Here is a 6,628-nt window from a genome sequence, read left to right as displayed (position 1 = left end):
AGATGCTTATGACAATAACGCCATGGGAGTTTCTGCCGACCTATGTGCCTCCGAATATAAAATATCACGTGAAGAGCAAGATGCTTTTGCTATACAATCCTACGAGCGCTCAACTAAAGCTTGGAGCGCAGGCAAATTTAATAATGAAATCGTACCTGTGGAAATTCCGCAACGTCGTGGTGAGCCGATTATCTTTTCCCAAGACGAAGAATATACCAATGTGAAATTGGAAAAAATTCCGACTTTAAATGCTGTTTTTACCAAAGACGGAACCGTTACAGCAGCTAATGCTTCAACTATAAATGATGGAGCTGCAGCATTAGTTTTAATGAGCGAAGAAAAAGCAATGGCAATGGGATTAAAACCATTAGCATATATAAAATCCTATGCAGATGCAGCACAAGAACCAAAATGGTTTACAACATCGCCAGCAAAAGCATTACCAAAAGCATTAGACAAAGCTGGCTTAACTGTTGCCGATGTTGATTATTTTGAATTCAATGAAGCCTTTGCCGTAGTTGGTTTGGCCAACGCAAAAATATTAGGTCTTGACAATGACAAAGTAAATGTAAACGGCGGTGCGGTTTCTTTAGGTCACCCTCTTGGGTGTTCCGGAGCCAGAATTATTGTAACCTTAATTAATGTCTTAGAACAAAACAATGCCAAAGTGGGTGCAGCTGCCATTTGTAATGGTGGCGGTGGTGCATCGGCGATTGTTATAGAAAGAATTTAAATAATTAACAATTGATAATGGATAATTAACAATTAAAAAATTTCAATAATCCATTATCAATAATCCATTATCAATTATATTTGAATGTTTGCTATTTGTAATCTTGCAATAATTCCATTACGAGCCGAACCAAGCGATAGAAGCGAAATCGTTTCCCAAGTCTTGTTTGGTGAGCATTTTGAGATTTTGGAGACTCAAAATCAATGGTCAAAAATCAAATTACAATTTGATGATTATGAAGGTTGGGTCGATTCTAAACAATACCAGACTATATCTGAAAAGAGTTTCAAAAGTTTGTCAAATGACGCAATAATTTTGAACTCAGATTTGGTTGAATATGTAACAAATTCCTCTAATATATTATTGCCTATCCCATTAGGCTCTTCGTTATCATTTTTAAATTTCAGCGAAATTAATATTGAAAATTTTGAGTTTGAAGGCATGAGAACCAGCGGTATCAAACCAAAATCAGATTTGATTACTACTGCTTTTATGTATTTGAATGCACCTTATCTTTGGGGTGGAAAAACACCTTTTGGTATTGACTGTTCCGGATTTACACAAATGGTCTATAAGTTAAATGGGTATCAACTTCTAAGAGATGCCTCACAACAATCGACACAAGGAGATGCTTTGAGTTTTATAGAAGAAAGCGAACCTGGAGATTTAGCCTTTTTTGACAATGAAGAAGGAAAGATAATACATGTAGGCATTATCATGGAAAACAACTACATTATACACGCAAGTGGAAAAGTTAGAATTGACCGCTTAGATCACTTGGGCATTTATAATTCAGAACAAAACAGGCATACGCATCGTTTGCGCGTCATCAAAAAAATCATTTAAACCGAAACAATAGATAAATTATGTCTTGAATCCATGGCAATATTTTGTTTTGTACAAATAATTTTATACAAAAAAATCCATTTTAACTTCTTCCTAAAGTGTTTATTGTTGATAAAAGATAAATTTCTCATCATAATTTCCTAAATTTGATAAGGTTATTTGCTTAATTTCAATCTATGGATGACAATTCTAAAGTTGTAGATTCTTTTAGGAACTTATTAATTGAAATTGGTGAACTCTCCTATTTCAGCGCAAGGTTTTTCAAAGAACTTTTTAATCCACCATTCGAACTCAGAGAATTTTTCAAGCAATGCTACAACATGGGCAATCGCTCTTTGTTACTCGTTTCAGTGACTGGCTTTATAATTGGATTGGTATTCACCTTGCAATCAAGACCTACTTTAGAAGAATTTGGAGCCGTTTCATGGATGCCATCAATGGTAAGTATTTCTATCATTAGAGAAATTGGACCTATAATTACCGCTTTGATTTGCGCCGGAAGAATCGGTTCCGGAATTGGTGCCGAATTAGGCTCCATGCGTGTAACAGAACAAATTGACGCTATGGAAGTTTCTGGTACAAACCCTTTTAAATATTTAGTAGTCACACGGATTTTGGCAACTACTACGATGCTGCCGATTCTAGTTTTCTTTGGAGATGCTATTGCCATATTTGGTTCGGCTTTGGTGGAATACTTTAAAGGAAATGTTTCATTTTTGCTTTACTTCAATAACGTTTTTGACAGTTTACAATTCAGCGATTTGATTCCGACTACTATAAAGACCTTCTTTTTTGGATTCGCCATTGGATTAGTAGGATGTTACAAAGGTTATAATTGTAAAAAAGGAACCGCTGGTGTTGGATTGGCAGCCAATTCGGCTGTCGTATATACTTCAATGTTATTATTTATTATAGATTTTATTGCCGTTTTTGTAACTAATATTTTTTATGGCTAACCCAACAGAAAAAAAACCAATTATTGAAATCAAGAATCTAAAAAAAAGCTATGGTGATAACCATGTTTTGGAGGGCTTTAATATGGAATTGTATGAAGGTGAAAACTTAGTCATCATGGGCAAATCGGGTTCTGGAAAATCGGTAATGATTAAATGCCTGATTGGTCTGGAAGAACCCGACAATGGTACTATAACTATAATGGGGCAAAATATTAATAATCTGGAGCATTGGGAATTGGATGAATTGAGAACCGAAATTGGTTTCCTTTTTCAAGGAAGTGCTTTGTATGATTCGATGACAGTCAGAGAAAATTTAGAATTTCCTTTACGCAGACACACTAAAAAATTTGGAGTAATTAAAGATACTACACCAATGGTAATGGAAGCATTGGAAAATGTTGGTTTGGCCCATGCCATAGACTTAATGCCGAGTGAACTTTCAGGAGGAATGAAACGCAGAATTGCATTAGCACGAACCTTAATTTTACAACCAAAAATTATTCTCTATGACGAACCAACAACTGGTTTAGATCCAATAACATCAAAAGAAATCATATTATTAATGATGTCGATTCAGAAAAAATACAATACTTCTTCAATCATCATTACACATGATGTAGATTGTGCAAGAGTTATTGCAAACCGAATGATATTATTAATTGACAATATAAATTATGCCGAAGGAACTTTTGAAGAACTATCAAATTCCGACGACCCAAAAATCAAAGCATTTTTTAAATAAATTAGCTCATGGAAAAAACAGCGTCACAAAAAATCAGACTCGGACTATTTGTAATTATAGGACTAACATTATTTGTATTAGCTATCTATTTTATTGGCAGCAAACAACAAATGTTTGGGAAAACTGAGCATCTGAAAGCGGTTTTTAATAATGTCGCAGGATTGCAATTGGGAAATAATGTACGTTATTCGGGAATAAACGTTGGTACCGTTCGCGATATTGAAATTGTAAATGATACAACGATACTCATAGACATGCAAATAGACGAAGCTATTTTTTCGCATATCAAAAAAGATGCTATAGCAACAATTGGTTCCGATGGTTTGGTGGGAAATGTTATCATTAACATTATTCCAGGTAAAGGCAATCTCCCGACAGTTCAACCAGGCGATATAATTAAATCCAATAATCGGGTGCGAACAGACGATATGTTGGCGACATTGAACGTGACTAACCAAAATGCTGCGCAACTAACTATTGAATTACTTAAAATAACCAATGACATTAATAAAGGAAAAGGTACTATTGGAGTATTACTTCGTGATACGGTAATTTCAAAAGATTTAAAAGAAACGATTCGCAATCTGAGAATTACTAGTGAAAAAACGAGTCAAACTATGGATCATTTAAACAAACAAATTGCCAGTTTAGAAAATAAGGATAATGTAATTGGAGTCTTGAAAGATACTGTAGTGGGCAATAAAATAAGAAGAGTAATTACCAATTTGGATGCATCAAGTCAAGAAATTAATAAAGTGGTAAGCAATCTGAATGTTACCATTTTAAATATCAAAGAAGGAAAAGGCGCTCTTAATTATTTATCAAACGATCCTAAACTGGTAACTAAAATTGATTCAACGATGACCAATATTAATGAGGCCAGTAAGAAACTTAATGAAAATCTGGAAGCACTAAAAAGCAACTTTTTATTTAGAGGTTATTTCAAAAAACAAGAGAAAGCCAAAAAGAAAGCAGCAAAAAAGTAGTGCTACTTTAAATTTCATTTAATGCCGATATCAAACAATCAATTTCTTCTTTGGTATTGTGATGACTGAATGAAATACGCAAACTTGGCTTTTTTAATTCTTCATCGTTAAGCATTTCGGCCAATACATGCGAGGGTTTTGGACTACCACTCTGACAAGCGCTTCCGCGAGAAACTGATATACCTTTCATGTCCAAATTAAATAAAATCATGGCCGTTTTTTCCGGAGAAAAAGGTAACAAAACATTTAAAATATTGTAAAATGTATCAGCTCCATTAACACTGAATTCGGGAAATGCTTGCTGCAATTTTTGAAAACAATACTGTTTCAAATCAGTTATGTATTTTCTTTCCTCATTTAATAACTCAAAAGAAAGTTCCAGAGCTTTGGCCATTCCGGCAATTTGGTGAACCGATTCGGTTCCTGCTCGCCATCCTTTCTCCTGCTCTCCTCCAAAGATCATGGGTTGCAATACTAAATTTTTTCGAACATAAGCAAAACCAACACCTTTTGGACCATGAAATTTATGGGCACTAGCCACTAAAAAGTCAATGGCTAATTCTTGTAAATTCAACTCTGTTTTTCCAATTGACTGAACCGTATCACAATGAAACAAGGCTTTATTTTGGTGACATATTGCTCCTATCTTTTCAATATCATTGATAACTCCGGTTTCATTATTGACATGCATCAAAGAAACTAACGTCTTGATGTCATTGGAAAATAATGCTGAAAATTGAGCATAATCCATAGTTCCTTCACGAGAGACATTTACAAATTCGACAGCAATGTCAAATTCTTCCTGTAATGCCTGAACCGTATACAAAGTCGCATGGTGTTCAATTTTAGACGTAATTATTCGCTTAACACCAAAATCTTTTACAGCGCTTCTTAAAATCCAATTAGTGGCTTCGGTAGCTGTTGAAGTAAAAACAATTTCTTGTGCATTACAATTTAATTGTTTAGCAATTATTTTTCTCGAGGTTTCAATAATAGCTTTGGCACTTCTACCAATACTGTGTGTTGATGATGGATTTCCATACTCCAACTGCATAACCTTTACCATTTCATCAATAACTTCTTGACGAATTGGAGTGGTTGCTGCATTATCGAGGTATATATTTTTCATTTTACAAATATAAAAGTACTGTTCTTAATTAAATGATAAAAGGCAAAATTAATAGTATAAAAAACCTATTTTTGCTTTAAAATTTTTACTATTAATATGAAAAGAATTCTTTGTATACTCTCATTGTTGTTTTTTATTACTGCCTGTGATGATGGTAATTTAACCGTTGATGTTATCGATTTTTCGGAAGTAGCTGCACAAAAATGTAGTGATAAAGATGTCATTTATAAAGTTAAAGATGCCGAAATGCTTTTTATTGAAATTCCGGCTTCGACTTTTATAAATGATGTAACTGTTGAAGGTGAACCAATTGAAGTAACGATAAATTCCACTAATAAAGTAACATACAGAAAATATGACGGAACAGTAAGTTCAGCTAATATTTGCCCAACAATTCCAGATGCAACACCAAATTTAAAAGAACAATGGAATGCCACATCGGGAATAATTCAAATTACATCTACAGCAATTAAGTCGACAAATTCAACTGACAATTCCACACGAATTACTGGTTATACCTATAACATTGTTTTTAAAAATATAACGTTTCAAAAACCAACTGGTCCACAAGTGTATGAAACTTTTATTTTTGGAAATTATGTAAGAAATGTAGATCGTTTAGCCTTTGGATTTAATGAAGAAGTTGACAAGAGTACTTGCGTTAGTGACAATAGAATTTTTGATTTTAGTGTTGGTGAGGTTTTTACATTAGATGTTGAAAATTATGATACGATGTTTGCTAATGAAGTAACAACGACTCCTAGAACTGCCTTAATTAGTTCTTCTAATAAATTGTCCTACAGATTATATTCTGGTACAATAACGAATGCATATTTCTGTGCTAATACTATTCCAACAATACCAACGCTATTACAACAATGGAATGCTATTGATGGTATTGAAGCGACGAGCGGAATAATTGAAGTAAGTACAACAACCCTTACGACAACAACCTATCAGCATACTATTCGTTTAAAAAAAGTTACTTTAAAAAAAGGGAATAGTGAATTTTCTTTAGGCGATGATTATCTTTTTGGAACTTTGATCACCAATTAATTTTACAAAAATAATCATGCCAACTGACTGTATAAGCTATCAAAAATCAGGGTATTTTACTAAATTAATTGTAGATTATTTAGATAAAAAAACCGAATTAAAATCGCTTTACAATCGTTTTCCTAGTCTTGAAAATTTTCAAAGTCAATGTCTTTAGGAAGTTAAACCTAATTTATCAAT

At 33.5% G+C, this 6,628-nt stretch carries 7 protein-coding genes; 6 read left to right on the top strand and 1 reads right to left on the bottom strand.

What is annotated here, in order from left to right:
• From ACOYLP_RS09945 to ACOYLP_RS09925, 5 genes are all read left to right on the top strand, one after another.
• Positions 1–733: acetyl-CoA C-acyltransferase (locus ACOYLP_RS09945; RefSeq protein WP_422856019.1), on the top strand; the 733-nt coding region annotated here is incomplete at its 5' end.
• Between the two features lie 84 nt (positions 734–817).
• Positions 818–1,579: an NlpC/P60 family protein gene (locus ACOYLP_RS09940; RefSeq protein WP_422856018.1), complete on the top strand. Its 762-nt coding sequence runs from the start codon at positions 818–820 to the stop codon at positions 1,577–1,579.
• Between the two features lie 176 nt (positions 1,580–1,755).
• On the top strand, positions 1,756–2,535 hold the full coding sequence (locus ACOYLP_RS09935; protein WP_422856017.1) for an MlaE family ABC transporter permease: 780 nt from the start codon (positions 1,756–1,758) through the stop codon (positions 2,533–2,535).
• Positions 2,528–3,277 (top strand): ABC transporter ATP-binding protein, encoded by a 750-nt coding sequence (locus tag ACOYLP_RS09930; RefSeq protein WP_422856016.1) that lies wholly within the window; start codon positions 2,528–2,530, stop codon positions 3,275–3,277. The genes ACOYLP_RS09935 and ACOYLP_RS09930 overlap by 8 nt, the downstream gene beginning before the upstream one ends.
• Positions 3,278–3,285: 8 nt before the next feature.
• Positions 3,286–4,263, top strand: coding sequence for an MlaD family protein (locus ACOYLP_RS09925; RefSeq protein ID WP_422856015.1), 978 nt, complete (start codon positions 3,286–3,288; stop codon positions 4,261–4,263).
• Between the two features lie 7 nt (positions 4,264–4,270).
• Here the strand turns inward: ACOYLP_RS09925 and ACOYLP_RS09920 are convergent, their stop codons facing one another.
• The gene (locus ACOYLP_RS09920) at positions 4,271–5,392 is read right to left on the bottom strand and encodes a cysteine desulfurase family protein (RefSeq protein WP_422856014.1); all 1,122 of its coding nucleotides are present in this window, start codon (positions 5,390–5,392) and stop codon (positions 4,271–4,273) included.
• Between the two features lie 96 nt (positions 5,393–5,488).
• On the opposite strand from ACOYLP_RS09920, the gene ACOYLP_RS09915 reads away from it, so the two are divergent.
• Positions 5,489–6,448 (top strand): hypothetical protein, encoded by a 960-nt coding sequence (locus ACOYLP_RS09915; protein WP_422856013.1) that lies wholly within the window; start codon positions 5,489–5,491, stop codon positions 6,446–6,448.
• The last annotated feature ends 180 nt before the right edge of the window (positions 6,449–6,628 follow it).

It is taken from the genome of Flavobacterium sp., assembly GCF_049318325.1.
In the GTDB taxonomy this organism is placed as follows: domain Bacteria; phylum Bacteroidota; class Bacteroidia; order Flavobacteriales; family Flavobacteriaceae; genus Flavobacterium.
The sequence above is the reverse complement of the archived record's forward strand: the minus strand, read 5'-3'. Positions and strand labels throughout refer to the sequence as shown.

Coding starts and splice junctions, on each gene's coding strand:
- ACOYLP_RS09940 (WP_422856018.1), top strand. CDS start 818: ATGTTTGCTATTTGTAATCTTGCAATAATTCCATTACGAGCCGAACCA.
- ACOYLP_RS09935 (WP_422856017.1), top strand. CDS start 1,756: ATGGATGACAATTCTAAAGTTGTAGATTCTTTTAGGAACTTATTAATT.
- ACOYLP_RS09930 (WP_422856016.1), top strand. CDS start 2,528: ATGGCTAACCCAACAGAAAAAAAACCAATTATTGAAATCAAGAATCTA.
- ACOYLP_RS09925 (WP_422856015.1), top strand. CDS start 3,286: ATGGAAAAAACAGCGTCACAAAAAATCAGACTCGGACTATTTGTAATT.
- ACOYLP_RS09920 (WP_422856014.1), bottom strand. CDS start 5,392: ATGAAAAATATATACCTCGATAATGCAGCAACCACTCCAATTCGTCAA.
- ACOYLP_RS09915 (WP_422856013.1), top strand. CDS start 5,489: ATGAAAAGAATTCTTTGTATACTCTCATTGTTGTTTTTTATTACTGCC.